This is a genomic window from Mycobacterium sp. NGS66, from assembly GCF_059812225.1.
On the sequence record NZ_JCALCG010000001.1, the window covers coordinates 547,652 to 568,497 of the forward strand.

Annotated in this window: 17 protein-coding genes; 7 read left to right on the forward strand and 10 right to left on the reverse strand. The window is 62.8% G+C overall.

Translation table 11 applies throughout. From position 1 onward, the window contains the following. Positions 1–230 precede the first annotated feature (230 nt). Positions 231–1,481 carry a KasA/KasB family beta-ketoacyl-ACP synthase gene (locus tag AC5Y2L_RS02720; RefSeq protein WP_499934454.1) on the forward strand — a complete coding sequence of 417 codons (1,251 nt, stop codon included), beginning with the start codon at positions 231–233 and terminating at the stop codon, positions 1,479–1,481. A gap of 111 nt (positions 1,482–1,592) precedes the next feature. Here the strand turns inward: AC5Y2L_RS02720 and AC5Y2L_RS02725 are convergent, their stop codons facing one another. The 3 genes from AC5Y2L_RS02725 to AC5Y2L_RS02735 all read right to left on the reverse strand — a co-directional run bounded on the left by AC5Y2L_RS02725 (position 1,593) and on the right by AC5Y2L_RS02735 (position 5,673). Further along, positions 1,593–3,347: a GMC family oxidoreductase gene (locus AC5Y2L_RS02725; protein ID WP_499934453.1), complete on the reverse strand. Its 1,755-nt coding sequence runs from the start codon at positions 3,345–3,347 to the stop codon at positions 1,593–1,595. 351 nt (positions 3,348–3,698) lie between these two features. Further along, positions 3,699–5,153, reverse strand: a complete 1,455-nt coding sequence (locus AC5Y2L_RS02730; protein ID WP_499934451.1) for a catalase — start codon at positions 5,151–5,153, stop codon at positions 3,699–3,701. 172 nt (positions 5,154–5,325) lie between these two features. Beyond that, entirely contained in the window at positions 5,326–5,673 is a 348-nt protein-coding gene (locus AC5Y2L_RS02735) for a hypothetical protein (RefSeq protein WP_499934645.1), read from the reverse strand. 292 nt (positions 5,674–5,965) lie between these two features. Here AC5Y2L_RS02735 and AC5Y2L_RS02740 point away from each other — a divergent pair, with 292 nt between their 5' ends. After that, entirely contained in the window at positions 5,966–6,178 is a 213-nt protein-coding gene (locus AC5Y2L_RS02740; protein WP_499934450.1) for a TOBE domain-containing protein, read from the forward strand. A 778-nt stretch (positions 6,179–6,956) separates the two neighbouring features. Beyond that, positions 6,957–8,273 carry an ROK family protein gene (locus tag AC5Y2L_RS02745; RefSeq protein WP_499934644.1) on the forward strand — a complete coding sequence of 439 codons (1,317 nt, stop codon included), beginning with the start codon at positions 6,957–6,959 and terminating at the stop codon, positions 8,271–8,273. On the opposite strand, the gene AC5Y2L_RS02750 is transcribed toward AC5Y2L_RS02745, so the two are convergent. From AC5Y2L_RS02750 to AC5Y2L_RS02760, 3 genes are all read right to left on the reverse strand, one after another. Next, positions 8,235–8,498 carry a MoaD/ThiS family protein gene (locus AC5Y2L_RS02750; RefSeq protein ID WP_499934449.1) on the reverse strand — a complete coding sequence of 88 codons (264 nt, stop codon included), beginning with the start codon at positions 8,496–8,498 and terminating at the stop codon, positions 8,235–8,237. The genes AC5Y2L_RS02745 and AC5Y2L_RS02750 overlap by 39 nt on opposite strands. A gap of 10 nt (positions 8,499–8,508) precedes the next feature. Next, positions 8,509–9,585 (reverse strand): GTP 3',8-cyclase MoaA, encoded by a 1,077-nt coding sequence (gene moaA / locus AC5Y2L_RS02755; protein ID WP_499934448.1) that lies wholly within the window; start codon positions 9,583–9,585, stop codon positions 8,509–8,511. Between the two features lie 194 nt (positions 9,586–9,779). Next, positions 9,780–11,057 carry a sulfite oxidase gene (locus tag AC5Y2L_RS02760; RefSeq protein ID WP_499934446.1) on the reverse strand — a complete coding sequence of 426 codons (1,278 nt, stop codon included), beginning with the start codon at positions 11,055–11,057 and terminating at the stop codon, positions 9,780–9,782. Positions 11,058–11,658: 601 nt separating this feature from the next. On the opposite strand from AC5Y2L_RS02760, the gene AC5Y2L_RS02765 reads away from it, so the two are divergent. From AC5Y2L_RS02765 to fdhD, 4 genes are read left to right on the forward strand one after another with little or no spacing between them, the layout of a single operon-like run. Beyond that, positions 11,659–13,107, forward strand: a complete 1,449-nt coding sequence (locus tag AC5Y2L_RS02765) for a cytochrome ubiquinol oxidase subunit I (RefSeq protein ID WP_499934445.1) — start codon at positions 11,659–11,661, stop codon at positions 13,105–13,107. Positions 13,108–13,134: 27 nt separating this feature from the next. After that, a complete protein-coding gene (cydB, locus tag AC5Y2L_RS02770) occupies positions 13,135–14,238 on the forward strand; it encodes a cytochrome d ubiquinol oxidase subunit II (RefSeq protein ID WP_499934444.1) in 1,104 nt (367 codons plus the stop codon). After that, a complete protein-coding gene (locus AC5Y2L_RS02775) occupies positions 14,235–16,613 on the forward strand; it encodes an FdhF/YdeP family oxidoreductase (RefSeq protein WP_499943533.1) in 2,379 nt (792 codons plus the stop codon). The genes cydB and AC5Y2L_RS02775 overlap by 4 nt, the downstream gene beginning before the upstream one ends. A gap of 13 nt (positions 16,614–16,626) precedes the next feature. Further along, positions 16,627–17,460, forward strand: coding sequence for a formate dehydrogenase accessory sulfurtransferase FdhD (fdhD, locus tag AC5Y2L_RS02780; RefSeq protein ID WP_499934441.1), 834 nt, complete (start codon positions 16,627–16,629; stop codon positions 17,458–17,460). 22 nt (positions 17,461–17,482) lie between these two features. On the opposite strand, the gene AC5Y2L_RS02785 is transcribed toward fdhD, so the two are convergent. From AC5Y2L_RS02785 to AC5Y2L_RS02800, 4 genes are read right to left on the reverse strand one after another with little or no spacing between them, the layout of a single operon-like run. Further along, entirely contained in the window at positions 17,483–18,178 is a 696-nt protein-coding gene (locus AC5Y2L_RS02785) for an alpha/beta hydrolase (protein ID WP_499934440.1), read from the reverse strand. 45 nt (positions 18,179–18,223) lie between these two features. Next, entirely contained in the window at positions 18,224–19,261 is a 1,038-nt protein-coding gene (locus AC5Y2L_RS02790; protein WP_499934439.1) for an FUSC family protein, read from the reverse strand. A 10-nt stretch (positions 19,262–19,271) separates the two neighbouring features. Then, on the reverse strand, positions 19,272–20,522 hold the full coding sequence (locus AC5Y2L_RS02795; protein WP_499934437.1) for a PucR family transcriptional regulator: 1,251 nt from the start codon (positions 20,520–20,522) through the stop codon (positions 19,272–19,274). After that, positions 20,522–20,692 carry a hypothetical protein gene (locus tag AC5Y2L_RS02800; protein WP_499934436.1) on the reverse strand — a complete coding sequence of 57 codons (171 nt, stop codon included), beginning with the start codon at positions 20,690–20,692 and terminating at the stop codon, positions 20,522–20,524. The genes AC5Y2L_RS02795 and AC5Y2L_RS02800 overlap by 1 nt, the downstream gene beginning before the upstream one ends. Positions 20,693–20,846: the final 154 nt, after the last annotated feature.

The following is a 20,846-nucleotide window of genomic DNA, read 5'->3' on the forward strand; positions in this document are numbered from 1 at the left end:
GATTTAGCATGTCGAGTTGTTTCCCTCACCGTAGGTGCATAAGTTGAAACCTGGGCGGTGAATCTGATTTGCCAACCGCTAACGTGCCATCGCCATCGAGTCCGAAGAGGCCTGCAACAACCACATGCAATATCTGACTGGGTGCGCCGACCTTTTGGCGGAGTAATCGGCGCGAGTGGCCCGCGCCCAATTGGTTTACCGGGTGGCGCTTTGAGGAATGAGGCAACGCTATGACAGGGTTCTCGACCGCAAATGGATTCCCTGACGTCGTCGTCACTGGTGCCGCAATGACGACCGCACTCGCCACCGATGTCGACAACACCTGGAAGAAGCTGCTGGACGGTCAGAGCGGGATCCGCAAGCTCGATAGCGAGGCCGTCGGCCTGTTCGACGCACCGGTACACATCGGCGCGCAGCTGCTCGAGGACTTCGACAGCGAGTTGACCAGGGTAGAACGACGCCGAATGTTGTTCCTGCAGAAGATGGCCATCGTGCTGGGCCGGCGGGTATGGGCGAGTGCCGGGTCACCCGAGGTCGACTCGAACCGGCTGATGGTGTCCATCGGCACCGGAATGGGTTCGACCCAGGATATGGCCTTCTGGTATTACGACATTCGCGAACGCGGTATGAAGGGTGTCAACCCGTTGGGCGTGCTGATGGCGATGCCCAACTCCGGATCCGCCTGGGTGGGTTTGGAACACAAGGCCCGGGCGGGGATCTTCACCCCGACGTCGGGCGCCGCCTCCGGTGCCGAGGGCATAGCTCGCGCCTGGCAGCACATTGTGCTGGGCGAGGCGGACATTGCGATCTGCGGTGGCATCGAGACCAAGATCGAGGCGGTGCCCGTCGCAGCGTTCTCTCGAATGGGCATGCTATCGACCGACAACGACGATCCTGCCGGTGCTTGCCGACCGTTCGATAAGGACCGCAACGGATTTGTCTTCGGCGAAGCGGGCGCGCTGTTGGTCGTCGAGACGGAGGCGCACGCCAAAGCTCGTGGCGCCCCCATCCTGGCCCGGCTGATGGGCGCGGCCATCACATCCGACGGTTACGACGCTGTGGCGCTAGACCCCGAAGGCGTGCGCGCCGCACACGCGATCACCCGGGCGATCCAGCTGGCGGGACTGCAACCGACGGATATCGGGCACGTCAATGCGCACGCCGCCGGTACCGATGCCGGTGACCTGGCCGAAGCGAAGGCGATCAACACTGCGTTCGGAGCGCACCGGCCGGCGGTTTATGCGCCGAAGGCGGCGCTCGGTAACTCGATCGGCGCAGTCGGCGCGGTGGAGGCGATACTGACGGTATTTGCGCTGCGGGACAACGTAATTCCGCCGACGTTGAACCTACGCAACCTCGATCCGGACATCGATCTCGACGTCGTGGCGGAGAAGCCTCGGCCTGGCGATTACCAATACGCGATCAGCAATTCGTTCAGCTTCGGCGGCCACAACGTCGCCTTGGCCTTCGGCAAGTACTGAGCCTGATATCGGCGGTGTGCAGCCATCCTTTACCCGAACTACAGAGACGCTCTTCATATTTGGGCATCGGTTGGCCCGGCACCGTTGCCGGGCCAACCGAAAGTTCGCTGACTACTTGAATAGATCCTTGTGGTCGGCCTTGATCGCGTCTGCGCCCTTCTCGCCAACCATGTAGACGGTGTTCTGGATGCGACAGTCAGGGATGATCGGGAAGACGGAAGCATCGATGACACGAAGCTTGTTGACGCCGTGTACTTTCAGCTTCGGGTCGACCACACCCTGCTCGATGTTCTTGGACAGCCGGTTGGTACCGCAGGGGTGGTATGACGTCTGGACTCGGTCCTGGATGGATGTCCTCATCAGCTCGTTCGAGTGCAGAGGCATGTCCCACGGGTACTGGCTGATGACGATGTCCTTGAAGCCGTCGCCCTTGGTGAGAATGTCGTAGGCCAGCCTGATGCCCTCGCGCAGCGCGATGATGTCGAGCTCGTTGGACAGATAGTTCAGGTTGATGTTGGGCTGCATGAACGGGTCAGTGCTGTTGAGCGTCACCTCGCCGCCGTCGTACGCCGGGCGGACCAGGTCGACCATCACCGTGATGTGATCACCCTCCGGCGGGGTCGGGTACTGCCACTGGAACGCACTGCCGAACGCTGGAACGAAGTCGAGCTCGAAGTGCGGCTGTCCCTCCGGCGAAAAGGGGTCGAGGCCACCGTTGGCGGCCTTGGCCTCACGGTAAACCGGATCCTTGTCCAGGTACTCGTCGACGCGCGGGAAGCCGATCATCTCGAGCAGACCGGAGCCCAGCGGACCGGAGTGGTCCTTCTGGTAGGCCGCGACGGCGGCGTCCTGCTTGGGGCCGGCGCGCAGCAGGTCGTTGTCGATGGCATAGCCTTCCTTGATCCGCAGCACGAACGGAACGCCCGGGTGATCGAACAAGTGCTGGCCGACGTGGCGCGAGTCGACAACTACCGGGATACCGTGCTTGGCCAACTCACGGCCGGGACCAATACCGCTGAGCATCAACAGCTTCGGGCTCTCGAATACGCCCTGGGAGAGGACGACCTCCCGGTTGGCGTAGAAGTTGCGTTCGTTGCCGGAGGCGTCGATGACCGTCACACCCTTGCAGGTGCGGTCGGCGTAATCGATGATCAGACGCTTGGAGCGAACCTCGGGCAGAATCGTGATGTTGGGCCTGTCCTTCACGAACAGGTAGCTGCCGGAACGCACGCCCCGGTAGATGGTGCTGACCGCATGAGTGAGGCCGTTCATCTCACCGTCGTAGATGTTCTCGGTCAGTGGCAGGCCGCGCGATTTCCAGGCCTGCGCGACAATGTCGCGGAATGCCTGCAACTCGGGGATGTTGTTGTGCGAAATGGGCAGCGGACCGCCGGCACCGATCCTCTTCATGTCGGGCGAGAATGTCCCGTGGTCGTCGTGATAGGTCGCGCTCTTGCGGAGGTAGGGAAGTAGCGGCTCCCAAGTCCATTCCGAGCCACCGTATTCCGCCCACCGGTCGTAGGTCGGCTTGCAGCCGGGAATCCAGCTGAAGTAGTTGGCCGCGGAGCTGCCCCCGAGGATCTTGCCGCGGGTCTCGTTCTTGTCGATGCGCTGCCACACGCCACGATCGACGAATTTGGCGAGGTAATCCCAGTCATACGGGCTGTGGCGGAGCTCCATCGCTGTTCCCGGCGTGTTGACCCCGTCAAGTTCCCAGGGATTGCCGACGCCGGCCTCGACGACCAGAACCGTGACGTTGGGATTCTCGGCCAAGCGGCCTGCAACGACGTTCCCCGCCGTGCCGCCACCGACAACAACAAAGTCGAACCGACCGCCATCTGGGGCACTGAGTTCGTCCGATAACATGAGTTCCTCCTCCAACGTCGGGTATCCAGCGGGGCCGCACCTTCGCGCCTTAGGCGTCATTTGCCACGCAGCTACGGATTTAATTCGTGCAATTAGCAGCATCTGCGTATGCCGTTTGGATCTCCATGTAGTCGGCTCCGTAATTCGGCGAGATTTCTCGCCGTGCTTTGGCGGCCGCTACAAGCGCACCCCGGTAGAGCCCTTGGAGCTGAAAGACACGAAGTGACTACCTCTTGTCGACACGCCGAGCGTGTACTGACGGCGAAAAATCTGCCGAATTCTCGCAGTGACTGCACGCTCGGCGCGTTGATGCCACGGCGCACCTCGCCTTGCGATAGAACGACTTTCGCCTTACCGGAGGTTTGCGGCGCGGACGCACTGTTCGACTCTTTGGCCGATGTCGGCGTCGATGTTGCGCCAGTACTCGAAGACGCGCGACAGCACCGGTTCCTTCACGCCCGCGCAGACATGGCCAACGATGTTGTGTACCAGGCGTTCTCGCTGCGCATCGTCCATGACGTCGCGCACCAGGGCGCCAGCCTGACTCCAGTCGTTGTCATCGGGACGCAGCGTGTAGGGGCTGCGCACCATCATTCCTCCCTCAACAGCCCATTTCACCACCGACGCGCGGTCCTCATCGGCTTTCGGCCCACCGTAGGAGTTGGGTGCATACACGGGGTCGGTGGAGTTGACGAAACGCATCTGCCCGTCCTTGGAATAACTGCGCACGGGACACTTTGGGGCATTGACCGGGATCTGGTTGTGGTTGGCCCCCACGCGGTGGCGGTGTGCATCTGCGTAGGCGAAACTGCGCCCGAGCAGAAGCTTGTCCGGGCTGAGCCCGATGCCGGGCACCAGCGCGTGCGGCGCGAAGGTCGCCTGCTCGACTTCAGTGTGGTGGTCGGTGACGTTGCGGTCCAATGTCATGGTGCCCAGATCGATGAGCGGATAGTCGGCATGCGGCCACACCTTGGTCACATCGAACGGGTTGAGCCGATAGGTCTTGGCATCCTCGAACGGCATGATCTGCACCTTCAGCGACCAGCTCGGATACTCCCCGCGGTCGATCGCGTCATACAAATCCCGCATGCAGCTATCCGGGTCGGTGCCGGCCAGCCGATCGCCCTCTTCCTGGGTCAACCACTCGATGCCCTGATTGGTCTTGAAGTGAAACTTGACCCAGGAGATCTCCCCGGCGGCGTTGAGGAAGCTGAAGGTATGCAGCCCATAGCCGTTCATGTGCCGGAACGTCTTGGGAATGCCGCGATCGCCCATCACCAGCGTCACCAGATGCGCCGTCTCGGGCGAGAGCGTCCAAAAGTCCCACTGCATGTTGTGGTCGTGGCAATCGTTGTTCGCGCGGCGCTTGGCCGAGCGAATCATCTGCGGAAACTTGATCGGGTCGCGGATGAAAAAGATCGGGACGTTGTTGCCGACGAGGTCGAAGTTGCCCTCGGTGGTGTAGAACTTCACCGAAAATCCCCGGGTGTCCCGCAGCGTGTCGGCGCTGCCGCGCTCACCGGCGTTGGTGGCCAGCCGAACAAACACGTCGGTCTTGGCACCTGGCTGGAACACCGCGGCCTTGGTGTAGGCGCTCAGATCATTGGTGACCTCGAACCTGCCGAACGCCCCGGTACCTTTGGCGTGCGGTTGCCGCTCAGGGACCCGCTCCCGATTGAACGCAGCCAACTGCTCGATGAGATAGAAATCCTGCAACAGGACCGGGCCATCCGGACCCACCGTCAACGACAGCTCGTCGCTGGGCGCCGGAGCACCCGCATTTGTCGTCGTAAAATTCTCAGTCATATCAGCATCCTCTCGGGTGTGAAATCTCGGTTGATATAAAGCAATTCGATCAACTTGGCGTTAGCGGAGTTGCGTTGAATCGGCGGGACGGCCCGGGGGGAGGTTCGGGCGTCCCGCCGATGGCTCAATGCGGCGACTGAGCGGAAGCCGCAGCGCGTGTACCAATGGAGTGCTACTCGGACTTTCGGTACGCATCGATATCGGACTGTTCGATTGACCGCGCGAACTCTTGCCCTTTGTCCGTGAGCTGCAGCCACGCGGCATACATCCACCTCTCAGGATCGTCGTAATGCTTGAGGTAGACGTGCGAGATCTTGTGCATAGACCGCTCCAGCGGCTGGTCCCAGGCAACGAATCGTTCACCTTCGGTGGCCACACCGCCCAGATGTTCGCCCAACATGACCTGGGCGCCCAGCCTGGCCAGCCCGTCGTTCACCAACGAACGGATGACCTCCAGGGTTTCGTTCTGTACTTCCGACGGCGCCGCCGAAGGATTGCGTTGTTTGACATACCAGTCCACGGCGTTCAGATCGACAGGTTGGCCGAGGGCTTCGAGCAGCAGCCCGCGGCGCACCACCTCGCGCGGCGTGATTTCATTTTTAGCTTGCATACCGACCTCAGTCTCCTTTGCCGTCGCTGCGCACGCTGCAGTCAACTTTCTGCTCAGCGCACTCAAATATCAACAGAGTCGATTCCAAGGCGTCGAGTCCATTTCTCCCGCCGCTTTGGTAGTCGCTACAACAGCACCCAGCGGGCCTCCCCTGGCCAGAATGTGAGTTAGGCTCCTCGAGACCGGCGACGAAAGGATCGAAATGCGGCTATCGACTCGAAACCAACTCAAGGGAACGATCACTGAGGTCGAACTTGGCAACGTCACGGCGATTGTCAAGGTTCGGCTCGACGGTGGTGATCAAATCGTCACGTCGTCGATTACCAAGGATGCCGCGACCGAATTGGGCATCAGGGCCGGCCAGCCGGCAACGGTATTCGTCAAGTCGACAGAAGTGACGATCGGCGTCGAGTAAGTCGCCGATCGGCTCCTCGACCACCTGCGAGGACCACCTGCCGTGCGGGCAACGACGGCGCCCGCGGCCGGGTCGTCCACCAGCTCCTCATGTTCACCCAGCCGAATCGGCTGGTCGGTCAGCGCCGCGCGCAGCATGGCGGCACTCATGGTCGAGAGAGACCGCCGCAATAGGGAGCCGTCGGACTGGCCGAGCTGAAGACTAGACCGACGAATCTCCTTGACTGGTCAGTTTGTTTCGGCTTCTTTAGTTCCGCATCCGGACGCCTGTCGACGCAGGCCAGCATGGTGCCGTTGTAGCAGAGCGTGAAATCCCCTGGCATCCAACGGGTTACGGCCTCTCGATCATCGGAATACGCGGCGGCCGGCACCCGACTTGACGGTGGGAATTTGCAACTGCCAGTCCTTTCTGGCGGAGACGGGAAGCAAACGCACGTCCATTGAACGCTTCGCTTCGGCCATTCTCTTGTAGCGGCTCCCAAGACTTGCGGTCTGAATCTAGGGCGCCGCTCTATAGCGGTGCATCGAGAGCGCACAGAAACTCAATCGCAGGACCGGGACCCAGCCGCCGTGTGCAGCTTTGGTGTCGAGTACAACGGCCGGCTTGGAAGCGCGACCCAGGGTAGGAACTGTTGACGAACCGTTCGACGGTGCTGAAACCCGATCCGATTGCCGTTAGCCGTTATTCGTCAACGCGCGCTGATGCCACCTGCTTAGCTGAACGCCCAAACATGAACGGGCGCACCAAGGAAGCGCCGTCGGGATTTACAACGACGTTCATGCGCCCGGCATCCGTCCGTGAACATCCGTCCGGTCGCGACCGCCCCCTGCGCTTACACCTTGTCGTGCCGCCGGCGCTACACCTGCCTGACTCCGCTGCAGCATCCGTCTTCCGGGCCGTGCGATTGCACGGTCCGGTTGGACGTGACGTCGTCGCCGAGGTCACAGGGCTGAGCATCGCCGCGGTGTGTCGTCAGGTCACTGCGCTCCTCGACGTCGGTTTGTTGCGCGAGCGTGCGGACCTCGCCGTCTACGGGGGGATCGGACGACCACGGGTACCCGTCGACATCAACCACGAACCCTTCCTGACGCTAGGCATCCACATCGGCCCGCGAACCACCAGCATCGTGGCTACCGACCTACTCGGTCGCACGCTGGACACCGTCGAAACTCCCACAGTGCTGAGTCCTCCCGCGCCTGCGCTGGCATCGCTGGCCGCCTGCACAGAGCGGTACCTGAGGCGCTGGCGCCGACGCCGCCTGCTATGGGTCGGGGTGGCGATCGGTGGCGTGGTTGACAGCACCACCGGCCACGTCGACCACCCTGGCCTCGGTTGGCGGCAGGCCCCGGTCGGGGCGGTGCTGGCCGAAACACTCGGCCTGCCAGTTTCGGTGGCATCCCACGTCGACGCCATGGCCGGTGCCGAGTTGTTGCTCGGCACACGAACATTCGTGCCCAGCGCGCCGACCAGTCTGTATGTCTACGTGCGCGAGACTGTCGGTTATGCACTGGTGATCGGCGGCCGGGTACATTGCCCCGTCAGCGGACCCGGTACTATCGCGACTCTCCCCGTGCGGTCTGAACTCCTCGGTGGTACAGGGCAATTCGAGTCGACGGTCAGCGACGATGCGGTCCTAGCGGCAGCTCGCCGGCTTCGGATCCTGCCCCCCGCCACGACGAGCCGCACGAATTCGTCTGAAACCGCCATCACCGAACTGCTGCGGGTAGCGCGAGCCGGCAACCAACGAGCGAAAGAACTGTTGGCAGAGCGGGCCCGAGTGCTGGGCGAAGCGGTCGCGTTATTGCGCGACCTTTTCAACCCCGACGAGATAGTGGTGGGTGGTCAAGGCTTCACGGAGTATCCGGAGGCGATGAGGGACGTGAGGGAGGCGTTCACGGCACGCTCGGTGCTGCCATTCCGCGATATCCGCAGCACGGTCTTCGGCAACCGAGTCCACAAGTCCGGCGCCGGCATCGTATCCCTGAGCGGCCTGTACGCCGATCCGCTGGCCGCGATGCGCCGAACCGCACGCCAAGGGCCCCGCGTCCAAGTTTCCTCATCCACCGGCGAAGGGCGGCAGAACATCGATCGTTGAGCCAAATCCCAACGGCTGAGCGCGATTACGCACGGTGATGCCGTCACACAAAAAGGAGCATCGGCAAAGCACCCGGGCCAGGTCGGGATTCTGCCGCCCCAGCACATCGACGACCTGGGCCAGTGTCGTCTCGGCACCAACGATCAACAGCTCCGAATCGCACCCGGCTGCGGCGCGGGAGGCGGCAAAGTATCGCACGGTGATCTGGCCCGATCCGAGCGCCATTGTCGACATTTCAGCCGCCGATCGCGCTCATCGGCCGCGCCGGCTGGACGAAACCCGGGTCGTTGATCCCGTGGCCCGCCGGCTTACCCCACATGGCTGCGCGCCAAACCGCGGCGACCGCGGAATCGCTTGCGCCACGGCGCAACAGCTGGCGCAGGTCGGTCTCGTCGGTGGCGAACAGGCAACTGCGGATCTGTCCGTCGGCGGTCAACCGGGTGCGATCACATGTCGAGCAGAACGCATGTGTCACCGAGGCGATGATGCCGACTTTTCCGGTGCGCCCCGTTGTGGGATCGGTGATCTGCCACAACTCCGCCGGGGCCGAGCCGCGCGGCACGGTATCGGGTTCCAGCCTGAAACGGCGTCCCAGCACCGCCAGTACCTGATCTGCCGTCACCTCGGCGTCGCGGCGCCACTGGTGACCGCCGTCCAACGGCATCTGCTCGATGATCCGCAACTGGTAATCCTGGTCGAGGCAGAAACGCACGAGCGGCACCACATCGTCGAGTCCGGTCCGAGGCTGCAGCACCGCGTTCACCTTCACCGGTCGCAGCCTGGCCTGGTATGCAGCGGCCAGTCCGGCCAGCACGTCGGCGAGCCGGTCGCGGCGGGTGATGGCCGCAAAGTGCGCGGGGTCGACGCTGTCCAGCGACACGTTCACCCGGTCCAGTCCGGCTTTTGCCAACGCGTGCGCACGCTTGGCTAATCCCACGCCGTTGGTGGTCAGTGATATCTCCGGCCGAGGGCGCAACGCGGCGGTTGCGGCGACGATGTGCTCAAGATGCCTGGCAAGCAACGGTTCTCCACCGGTGAATCGCACCTTGGTAACGCCCAACTGCGCAACGGCGATGCGCACCAACCGGATGATCTCATCGGGGCGGAGCAGCGCTTTGCCGGGCAGCCAAGGCAGGCCCTCGGCGGGCATGCAGTAGGTACACCGCAGATTGCACCTGTCGGTCAACGACACTCGCAGATCCGTGGCCACCCGCCCATAGCTGTCAATCAGCGGGCCTTTGGCCGGGTACGCCGTGGCCGGACCCGGGGACCGCAGCCGGACCGATGGAATGCCGAGCGTGGTGACGGTCATGGTGCCTTCATCGTGAAAGCAGGTCCGACGTAAAGCTCAACACAGCTACTCCGAATCCTACTGCCTGGCAATAGTATTCCCTTCTCAGCACGTCGTGAGCCGCTCGGGCGGTGCATCTCCATGCCACCCGGCAGGCTCCGTAACTGCCTGTCCTGCAGTGACTTTCACCGCTGCATCGGCGATGCCGAATGGTGTCAGAGCGACGGGAACTGGAACTTCAACTCGATTTGGTTACCCGTCGTCAGGGTGCCCTTCGGATACACGTTGACATCGACCATGTGCGGCATGGTGTTGTCCATCGCGTAGTAGTCTCTGGCGAAGTCGTCGTCCTTCGCGGTGTTGCCCTCGCTGTCTGTGGCGCGGCACTGCAGCAAGTATTCACCCGGGGTGACGTCCTTCCAGGTGAACGACCAGCCGACCCAGGCCCACTTGCCGAATGGCTTATCGAGCTTTGCCGGTGACCAAGTGTCACCACCGTCGACGCTGACTTCCACGCTCTCGATGGAACGGCCGCCGGACCAGGCGCGGCCACGCAGCTCGACGGCATCCGTCTCCTCCAAATGGCGGATCCGGCATACGAAATCGGGGATGCCGGGCGGGATCATCATCGCCCGCACCTGCTGGAAGGTGGCCATGGTGAGGTTCTTGTAGTTGTCGTCTTCGGCGTAGCTGTACCACTTCATCTGGTTCTTGGTGAGCCGCCAGTCGATCGCCTCGATCGAATCGATCCATTTGACGTTGGTCATTCCCAGCCAGCCCGGGACCAGTAACCGCAGCGGGAATCCGTGCTGCGGCGGCAGCGGCTGGCCGTTGATCTCGTAGCACAACAAGACATCGTTGGCGGGGTCCATCGCATAATCGACGGTGAGACTGCGCTGGAAGTGTTGCACTTCCGCTCCATCCGGCGGCCCCTGGATGCCCTTGTCTTTACCGGTGAACAGGATCTCCACCGCGTTGTCCAGGACGCCGGCGTCCTCGAGTACCCCGCGCAGCGGTGTACCGGTCCACTCGGCGGTCCCGATCGCGTCGTGATTCCACGGCACGTGCGCCCAGAGGCGCCAGCGTTGGGAGGCACGGCCGTTGCCGCAGCATTCCATCGTGGCCGGGATGGTCACCTTTGGCTTGCTGCGGAAGTAGTCCATGTCCAGGTTGAGCTTGTTCTTCACCAGGCCGCCGACCTTGACCTGATAGGTCTTCTCGTCGATTTCGGGGACGTCGTAGTGGATCAGCAGGTAATGCATGCCGATCGGGGTGACCGGGTAGGTCAGGCCCTCGAGGTGCATGCCGTGGCAGCGGCTTTTGCCGGCGACCTCCATCACGGTGAAGTTATCGAGACGGTCGGTGTGCTGATAGTCCTTGTACGGGGGTATATCCGGGTTTTCCGACCTCGACGCCGCGAGAGCAGCAGGCGGCACCTCCAGGGTGAAGCGCTTGCCGTTCGCAGTCGGATAGCTCTGTTTCGTGGTGGTCATGGTGCCTCCCTGCGCTGCTTCGGAATCGCTGTCGCCGTCCCGGTCGGAATGAATTCGGCACCGCAACTTTGTCGGTCAGGCCGGCAGAGAGCGGGCAGAAGCAACTATTCACTGAGCAATCGCGAGATCCATTGGAAAAATCTCCAAAATCGACGAGTTCCGCAGCGCAGCACTGGACGTGAGAACCTCGTCGGCGGAACATATGAATCCATGGGCACTCATTCACGGAATGTGTCACGGCCGAAATCCGCAACTGCGTTTGTAGCGAGTTCCGATTGATAGGAAATTTTGATCGTGCGGCCAAAGTGGATCATCCACTACCCGCCGGCTCCCTTGTGACTGCTGCCCAAGCCCGGATCGGTGGAGGTCGGCCAAAGCGTCGCGTGTGGATGGCCCGGCGGCCGAAACCTGGTAGCAATAAGGAGGGTTCGGCGCAGGCGTCGGCGGCCACGAGGAGCGATCCGGGCTGCCAGGGCAACCGGCAGGCGGCTAGCGACAGCCGCGGAATTGAACCTAGACGGCGGTGTGCAAACTCAATACAGTCTTTCGCAAGTTGCTTGGGGGGGCAGGCAAGCGTGAACTGCTGCAGATCGGAGCGCTGATGAATATCGTCGACATTTCCCGGTGGCAGTTCGGGATCACGACCGTCTACCACTTCATTTTGGTGCCGCTCACCATCGGGTTGGCCCCGTTGATTGCGCTGATGCAGACGATTTGGGTGATCAGGGGGAACGTCGCCTGGTATCGGTTGTCCAAATTCTTCGGCAAGTTGTTCTTGATCAACTTTGCTTTGGGCGTGGCGACGGGGCTGGTGCAGGAGTTCCAGTTCGGCATGAACTGGAGCGAGTATTCGCGGTTCGTCGGCGACGTGTTCGGTGCGCCGCTGGCGATGGAGGGCCTGGCGGCGTTCTTTTTCGAGTCGATCTTCATCGGGCTGTGGATCTTCGGCTGGACCAGGCTGCCGCGGCTGATCCATCTGGGCTGCATCTGGGTGGTGGCTATCGCCGTGAATGTGTCTGCGTTCTTTATCATTTCGGCGAACTCGTTCATGCAGCACCCCGTAGGCGCACATTTCAACCCGAAGACCGGACGTGCCGAACTGGACAGCATTGCGGCCTTGCTCACCAACAACACCGCGATTGCGGCGTTCACCCACACGGTGCTCGGCGCTTGGCTGACCGCCGGGGTGTTCGTTGCCGCCGTATCCGCGTGGTGGATGGTCCGCGACCCACAGGCGCCGGATGCGCGCACGATGCACAGACCCGCGACGATTCTCGGTTGTCTGGCGGTACTGGCCGCGGCCGTTGGGCTCTTCTTCACCGGCGACGTGCAGGGCAAGCTGATGTTCCAGCAGCAACCCATGAAGATGGCGTCGGCAGAATCGTTGTGTCACACCGAGACCGATCCGTACTTCTCGGTTCTGACCGCGGGCACCCACAACAACTGCGACAGCATCACGCGCGTCATCGAAGCGCAGTACGTGCTGCCGTTCTTGGCCGAGGGCAAGTTCAGTGGTGTCACGCTCGAAGGCGTCAAGGACATTCAGCAGCGATACGAAAAGCAATATGGGCCAGGCGATTACCGGCCTAACCTGTTCGTCACCTACTGGTCCTTCCGCGTGATGGTGGGCTTGCTGGCGGTGCCTGTGCTGTTTGCCCTCACGGCACTGTGGATGACACGCGGCGGCCGGGTTCCGCGACAACGGTGGCTTTCCCGGTTGGCGCTGATCACTCTGCCGACCCCGTTTATCGCCAACAGTGCCGGTTGGGTATTCACCGAGATGGGCCGGCAACCCTGGATCGTAGTGCCCAATCCGACCGGTGACCCGAATGTTCATATCACCGTGGCGCAAGGGGTTTCGGATCACAACGTCGCGACGGTAGTGCTGTCGCTGACGACACTGACCTTGGTCTATGCGGTGCTGGCGGTGATCTGGTTCTGGCTGCTGCGGCGCTATGCGATGGCCGGGCCGCAGGAGCACGACGCCGAACCCGCGCCGGCCAGCCCACCCAAAGCGGCTGAGTTGGCACCGCTGTCTTTCGCTTACTAGAAGCCCACTGAGAGGAGCTGATTCACCGTGCAGGAGCTATGGTTCGTCATCCTCACCGGGTTGTTCCTCGGCTTTTTCATCCTGGAAGGCTTCGACTTTGGGGTCGGAATGCTGATGGTGCCGCTCGGCCGCATCGCCAAAGGCGATCCGGAAGCGCATCGCCGTGCCGTCCTCAACACCATTGGGCCGGTGTGGGACGGCAACGAGGTGTGGTTGATCACCGCGGGCGCGGCGATGTTCGCGGCCTTCCCGAACTGGTATGCCACCGTCTTTTCCGCGCTCTACATACCGCTGCTGGCCATCCTGTTCGGCATGATTCTGCGGGTGGTGGCCATCGAGTGGCGGGGCAAGATCGACGATACCCAGTGGCGCGCCTTGGCGGACTTCGGGATTGCGGCCGGATCATGGCTACCGGGCATTCTGTGGGGCATGGCCTTTGCCATTCTGGTGCGCGGACTTCCGGTCGATGCCCATCACCGCGTGCACCTTGGCTTCGGTGACATCGTCAACCCGTACACGGTGCTCGGCGGTATAGCGACAGCCGCACTGTTTCTCTTTCACGGCGCCGTGTTCCTCGTCCTCAAAACCGCCCAGGGAGTGCGGGAGGACGCCCTGCGCGTCGCCACCGCATGGTCGTTGCCGGTGACTGTCGTAGTCGCTGCATTCGGCCTATGGACTCAGCTCGCGCACGGTAAGGAGTGGACCTGGTATGTGCTGGCGGTTGGCGTGGCTGCCCAGCTGGTGGCGGTCGGGCTGGTCTGGCGTCAATGGGTGGGGCTGAAAGTCATGACCGGTAACCCGCGAGAAGGCTGGACCTTTGTGTGCACGACCCTGGTGGTCGCTTCGGTGGTGGTACTGCTTTTCGGGGCTCTTTATCCCGATCTTGTTCCGTCGACGCTGAGTCCGGACTTCAGCGTCACCATCTACAACGCTTCGTCGACGCCCTACACGTTGAAGGTGATGACTTGGGCCGCAGGGATTTTCGCGCCAGCGGTGCTGGTGTACCAGGGCTGGACCTACTGGGTGTTCCGCCGGCGCATCTCCGCCGAAGGCATACCGGCCTCAATCGGATTACCCAGGGCCGCAGCACGAACCACGCAACGAGCAGATACTGAGGAGATTGCCGCATGACTACGACATCACCGGGCGAACCGACCCCGGCCGGCCCGACGACCGACGCACCGGCCGAGGTGCTACTGGGCCAGGGAACGCCTGAAACTGCGGCACCGGGATGCGGCCCGGGCAAAGGCCGCCCGAAAAAGCGCGACTACCACCACCCTGCGGCAGGGTATGGGGCCTCGTTCAGCGTAGGCAAAGTGTTGCTGCAACGCCGTGAGATCCTGGAAGGCCCGCAGATCATCGTGCGGATGAACCACGAGAACGGCGGATTCGACTGTCCCGGTTGCGCGTGGCCCGATGACCGCAAAGGCCTGCGCTTGGATATCTGCGAGAACGGCATCAAGCACTCGACCTGGGAGATGGACCCCAAACGGGTAGGCCGGGAGTTCTTCGCCCAGCACACCGTCGCCGAATTGACGACCTGGAGCGATTTCGCATTGGAAGACGCGGGCCGGCTCACCGAACCCATGGTCTACGACGCGGCAACCGATCACTACGTGCCCATCGAGTGGAACGCGGCGTTCGAACTCGTCGGGCAGACCCTGCAAGGCTTGGATTCGCCCAACCGTGCCGCCTTCTATACCTCAGGCCGGCTGGGCAACGAAGCAACCTTCCTCTACCAGTGGTGGGTGCGGGAATTCGGCACCAATAACTTCCCGGACTGCTCGAACATGTGCCAGGAGGCCAGCGGTACGGCCATGCTGGCGTCGCTGGGCACCGGCAAGGGCACCGTCGACCTGGCCGACTGGGAAAGCGCCGAAGCCCTCATCATCATGGGCGTCAACGCCGCATCCAATGCTCCGCGAATGCTGACCGCACTGGCCGAGGCATACCGCCGCGGGGCTCAGATCGTGCACATCAACCCGTTGATCGAAGCGGCCGCGACCCGCACCATCGTGCCGCACGAGATGATCGACATGGCACTGTTCCGGGCCACCGACATCAGCACGATGAATATCCAGCCGCGCATCGGCGGGGATTTCGCACTGATCCGCGGGGTGGCCAAAGCGTTGCTCGAGGCTTCTCAGAACGATCCCGACGCGATCGACCAACTGTTCATCGACCGCTACACGCACGGTTTCGCCGAGTACCGCGCGGCGTGCGAGGCCGTGAGCTGGCCGGAGATCGAGCACCAGTCGGGCGTTCCGGTCGAGCAGATTCACGCCCTGGCCAGGGTGTACCGGGAGGCACGAGCCACTGTCATCGCGTGGTGCCTGGGCGTGAGCCAGCACGCCCACGGCCCTGACGCGGTTCGGGAGATCGTCAACCTGCTGCTGTTGCGCGGCAACATCGGTCGGGAAGGCGCCGGGCCGTGCCCGATTCGCGGGCACAGCAACGTGCAAGGCAACCGAACCTGTGGCGTCGACCACCACCCCTCTGACGATTTCCTCGATCGCATCGCCGCCGCCTGTCAGATCGACGTTCCGCGCGCGCACGGCCTGGACGTGGTGGCCACGATCAAGGCGATGCACCGTGGCGATGTCACGGTATTCGTCGGCATGGGCGGCAATTTCGCGCTGGCCGCACCCGACACCGCCTACACCTTTGAGGCGCTGCGCCGCTGCGAGCTGACCGTGCAGGTCTCTACCAAACTCAATCGAAGTCACCTCGTGCACGGCCGCCAGGCTTTGATCCTGCCGTGCGTCGCTCGTACCGAGATCGATCGGCAGGGCGGTGTGCCGCAATCGATTACGGTTGAGGATTCGATGAGCATGGTACATCTGTCAGTGGGCATGAAGGAACCTGCCTCTCCCGACCTGCGCTCCGAACCAGCGATCATCGCGGGCATGGCGCAGGCAACGCTGCCTGATTCACGAACGCCGTGGCAAGACCTGATCGCCGATTACGACCGGATCCGCGACCGAATGGCCAAGGGACTGTATGGTTTTGAGGACTTCAATCGTCGAGTTCGTCAGCCACTGGGCTTCCGCATCCGCCAGCCAGCCAGGGAGCTCGTGTTTTTCACACCATCCGGTAAGGCCGAATTCTCCGCCGCCGCACTGCCGAACGTGATTCCCGCCGAGGGTCGGCTGGTACTGGGGACCATGCGCTCACACGACCAGTTCAATACCACCGTGTACTCCGACGACGACCGTTATCGGGGCGTGAAGAACCTGCGCACGCTGCTCTTCATGAACACCGCGGACATGGCCGCTATGGGCATCAACGAGTTCGACCGCATCGACATCACCAGCATTGCTCGCGACGGCAGCCGCCGCAGCGTGTATGGCTACCGCGCGGTGGGCTACAACATTCCGCGGGGCAGCGCCGCGGGCTATATGCCCGAGCTCAACGTGCTCTGCGCGATCGACGACTACAACAAGCAGAGCGGTCAGCCTGTAATGAAGCATGTTTCGGTCGAGGTCACGTTGTCGGCGGCCCGATGAGCATGGAGTCCGCATGGGCCGGGTGACGACCCGCCGACCGGCTAGTCACGTTGCCGCCGGTGGCGTGTTTCCGCGGCCGGAGACGCTGGCTGTGGAGGAACCGCTGGAGATCAGGGTCAACGGCAGTCCGTTGACGGTGACGATGCGCACGCCTGGCTCGGATTTCGAACTGGCACAGGGTTTTCTGCTCACCGAGGGGGTAATTGCTCACCGCGACGATGTGCTTGACATGCGCTATTGCCGCGGCGCCCGAGCTGACGGCCTCAACACCTACAACGTGCTCGACGTGACTTTGGCGCCCCATGTGCCGATGCCGGACACGCACATCACCCGCAACTTCTACACCACCTCGTCATGCGGCATCTGCGGCAAGGCGTCACTGGAAGCGGTGCAGACGGCTAGTCGATACTGCCCCGGTGACGACCCAATCACGATCGATGCACAGGCGCTGACCGCGATGCCGGAGCGATTGCGGGCGGCTCAGCAAGTATTCGCCAGTACCGGCGGGCTGCACGGGGCGGCGTTGTTCGATGGCGGCGGCATCATGCTGGTGGTCCGCGAGGACATCGGCCGCCACAACGCGGTGGACAAAGTGATCGGCTGGGCGATTGGGCAAGACCGGATACCGCTGAGCAGCAACGTATTGCTGGTCAGCGGGCGAGCGTCATTCGAGTTGACCCAGAAGGCAGTAATGGCCGGAATCCCGGTGCTGGCCGCAGTTTCCGCCCCGTCGTCGTTGGCAGTGGATCTGGCTACCCAGTCCGGGCTGACGCTGGTGGCCTTCCTGCGCGGGGCGTCCATGAACGTCTACAGCCGCCCCGATCGCATCTTGAGGCAGTCCGAGTAGCGGTGTTAAACCGACCTCTGGATCAGCCGCCCAGTTCGCGCGCCGCCTCGTCGATCAGGTCGGTGATTGCAACGGGCTGTGAGGCTAGCGATGCATGACTGGCATCGAGCTCGAGGAGCTGACGCGGATTCATCCGCTGGGCCATGCGCCGTTCGTTATCGGGGTGGATCATGCGGTCCTGGGTTGACACCTGATACCAGCTCGGCTTCGCGCGCCACGCCGGCGTAGTGACGTTGTCACCGAAAGTCGATGCCAGTGGCGCTTTTTGGGTGACCGCCATGACCAGGGCCTGCTCGGCCGGCAAATCCTGGCAGAAGCTTTCGTGGTATTTGTCTTGCCTGATCCACAAGTATCCGTCCGAATCCGGCGTCAAGTTGTCGATAGCAGCCGGCGGAATTTCTTGGCTGATCTGGCCTGGGCTCTCGCCGGCGTCGGGAGCAAACGCCGCGACGTAGACCAATCCGACCACGTTGGGCAAGTCACCGGCCTCGGTGATCACCGCCCCACCGTAGGAGTGACCAACCAGCAACACCGGACCATCGACTTGCCGGACCATCTTGCGGGTCCGTTCCGCGTCATCGGCGAGCGAGGTCAGCGGGTTCTCGACGGCGAACAGCGACTCATAGCCTCGTTTGTGCAACTCGACGATGACGCCTGCCCAATGGGCAGCTCCGCCCCAAAAGCCGTGAACCAGAACAACTGCCGGCTTTTCGGCCATCGCGATCACTCCTCACATCGATTGGAATACTCAGCGATCTTAGCGTCAAGCTACACCTCTGGGTGCCTCGGGATCGACTACTTGTTGCAGCTCGTCGACGCACTGATCGATGACGACGACCAGCGCCACTTCGTTGACCGGGCCGGGCGGGCGTAGTGCCGCGGCGCGGCGTCGCACGGAGTTTAGCTGCGTCACAGCGATTTCCGGCTCACCAGCGCCCACAGCTGCCGCCGCATCAGCCAAGTCGCTGGCCGCGGCACGCACCGATTTGCCATCGGCATCACCGAGGCCGCGCGCGGATGTGACAACTTGCGCCAGCTGCAGCACCGAGTTGCCGAACAGCGCCAAGTGCGCCGCTTGGTGATCGGCGGCGCGCACCGAGTTGCGCAATGGCCAGCGGCGCGGGCAGACACGTGCCAATTGAGTTGCGGTACTGCGAGCTTCGATAAGGCCCGCCAGTTGCCGATGGAGCCGATCGGCCGCGGCAAGTGTCCAGCTTTGATCGGACGGCGCCGAATCAACTGTGCGTCGTCCTATTTCGGCGAAGATCTCCTGCAGCGCGGATAACACGTCCGCGCGGGCATCGCGCAGGACGGCCAGCGGATTCTTAGGGAAGAGCAAGATGCTGAATACCACCGCCAGGCCGCCGCCGATCAGCGCGTCATACAGCCGTTCCACACCAAGCCCGGTGTGCGGCAACGCCATTATCAGGATTGCCGAAATCACACTTTGGTTGACGAACATCGTTCTTTGGGCGCTGAAGCCTTGCGCAATCAACACCGCCAGAGTCAGCGAAAGCAGAACAGCCACACCCATACCGATCGTGCCGGTTCCGAGCGCGGCCAGCACAGCGGTGCCCACACCGATGCCCAACGTGACGCCGATGATCATCTCGATGGCCAGTTCCGCCCGTACCCGATTGGTCATCCACAAACACACCGCCGCGGAGATCGGCGCGAAAAATGGCTCCCTGTGCCCTAGGACGTCGTGGGCGAGGTACCAGCCAAGGGCAGCGGCGATGGTGGTCTGCGTGATCGGCCACATAGCGCGTCGCAATCGACGTGCCGCGCCGCCAGTGAACATGCCCGGAACTTTACGGAGTGTCACCACACCGCATCGCCGAAAGCTCAAGGGCCCACCAGACTTCGACGAGCACCTCGGTATCGCGCAAGCTGGCTCCGGTCAATTCTTCGAAGCGTGCAAGCCGGTACCGCACCGTGTTCTGATGAACAAACAATGTTGCCGCCGTACGCTCCACATGCATCCCGTGTGCCAGATACGTGCGCAGCGTCGCGATGAGTTCTGGACCCCAGCCGCCCAGGGACAGGGGTTGCAAGTAGCGTTTCCGTAGCATTTCGCCGACATCGGCGTCCATCGCAACGGCCGAACGCAGGCCGAGTGACGCGATGTCGTAGGCGCCCCGCAAGCCGCACGCCTCCGCCGTTACCAGCGCGCGCGCCGCCATCCGGTATGAATCGCTGAGACGCAGCAGCGGCCTGGGAGGCCCAAAACCCACGACCCCCTCGACGTGGTGCGGCGGCTCGGTCAAAAATCCAGCGAGATCACCGTCGACGATTGCGCACAGACCACGCCGGCTCGGTGCGGAGTCCTGGAAGCCCAGCGCCTGTTTGATCCCGAGTTGCGGACCGTCGTCATCCTGGAGCCGAGCACGCACCGCGACGTACTCCGCAGCGGGGTCCAGTCCGTGCACCTCTGCGTGCATTCGCAACTCCGCGGCCGGCAGCGTACCCAGCAGCGCTCCCCGCACAAACGCCGCGCGGCTTTCGTCTGCCGCCAGCGCCAGCGCCAGTTCAGTGCGCCGATGTGCGCTGGCCGTCCTCACCATCGCGACATCGGACCACGCCAATACCGACTGGACGAACTCCAGCACAGAAGCGTCGTCGACGCCCACCTCTTGGGCCACCTCCCGTGCGCATCCCACGACGACCTCGACACCGATGCGCCAAGCACGCAGCATGTCGTCGACAGGGATGCCATCGCGGGCCCGCGCCTCACCGATGGCGGCAAGCTCGTCGAGGATAGGCTCGTCCGTTGCGGCATCGCTACGGCGGGCACACCGCAACAGATGTTCCACCTCACGGCCCACCTCGTCCTCCAGGGACTTGCCGGGAACTGCGCGATAAGTCGGTATTCGGGCCGCAATGGTGTCGCGGACGCGACCGGCGACCTCGCCATACTCGTCGAGCAATGTGCTGACGAGGATGCTCCATGTGGCGTCCGCCGACGAGGGCGGTGCCGACGTGAAGCGCAGACTCTCATAGGTGTGTCGTTCGGGCTTGTCAATGCGGTCGACGCCGTTGATTGGATGCGTTAAACGTTGCATCACAACGTATGGCTCTTGGTAGATGTGCTGCGATCTTCGGTGTCAGCGGCGGCCACCGGCTTGACCGTCCCACCGGATCCGTCAGAGCCGACCAAGGCACGCCGCTCGATCCGTCGGTGTGCGGTTTCGTCGCTGACTGTCAGCAACTCAGCCGCCTCACGGATCGGCATCTCCGGCATCGTCCTTTCTCCCGATCAGGACATTGTTCGCTCTGTCCCACGGAGTCACAACGGAGCCGTATCCGAAGTTTGCGGCTTGCCGTTTGGAAGTCACCACAAACGATGGGGAACTCATAAAACCCGGCTTGGCTCAGGTTAGTGTCCA